General features: G+C 68.3%; 1 protein-coding gene. It reads right to left on the bottom strand.

Annotated elements, in window-relative coordinates:
• Positions 1-974, bottom strand: a 974-nt coding sequence (locus tag AX750_RS15870; RefSeq protein WP_197432832.1) for an efflux RND transporter permease subunit, incomplete at both ends; no start/stop codon positions are given.

Below are 974 nucleotides of genomic sequence, written 5' to 3'. Positions count from 1 at the left end.
CATGACGATGGCGGCGTCGATCATGGCGCCGACCGCGATGGCGATGCCGCCCAGGCTCATGATGTTGGAGCCCAGCCCCAGCGCCTTCATCGCCGCGAACGCGATCAGGATGCCGACAGGCAGCATGAGGATCGCCACCAGCGCGCTGCGCAGATGCAGGAGGAAGACGATGCAGACCAACGCGACGATGACGCTCTCCTCGATCAGCGTCAACTTGAGCGTCTCGATCGCGCGCTCGATCAGGTGCGAGCGGTCGTAGACCGGCACGATCTCGGCCCCGCCCGGCAAGGTCGCTGCGATCTCTGCGAGCCTCGCCTTGGCGCGCTCGATCACGCCGAGCGCGTTCGCCCCTAAGCGCTGCAGCACGATGCCGCTGGCGACCTCGCCCTCGCCGTTGAGTTCGGTGATGCCGCGCCGCTCGTCGGGACCGAGCTCGACTCTCGCGACGTCGGCGAGCCTGAGCGGCGCGCCGCGCTCGGTCCGGAGCACGATGTTCTCGATATCGGCGATCGACTTGAGATAACCGCGCCCGCGCACCACGAACTCGAACTCGGCGAGCTCGACGGTGCGGCCGCCGACATCCATGTTGCTGTTGCGCACGGCCTCGCGAAGGGTCGCCAGCGACACGCCTTGCGCCCGCAGCCGCACCGGGTCGACCACGATCGCATATTGCTTGACGAAGCCGCCGACGCTGGCGACCTCGGCTACGCCCTCCGCGCGCGACGCGGCGAAGCGCACCGACCAGTCCTGGACCGAGCGCAACTCGGATAGCGTCATGTCCTTGGCCATGACGGCGTATTGGTAGACCCAGCCGACGCCGGTGGCGTCGGGTCCCAATGTCGGCGAGACGCCGGCGGGAAGCCGGCGGGCGGCGGCGTTGAGATATTCGAGCACGCGCGAGCGCGCCCAGTACGGGTCCGTGCCGTCCTCGAAGATGACGTAGACGAAGGAGACGCCGAAGAAGGAGAAGCCGC

Source organism: Methylobacterium sp. CCH7-A2, assembly GCF_001557075.1.
GTDB classification, from domain to species: Bacteria; Pseudomonadota; Alphaproteobacteria; order Rhizobiales; family Beijerinckiaceae; genus Allobosea; species Allobosea massiliensis.
This window is presented reverse-complemented; position numbering and strand designations above follow the sequence as displayed.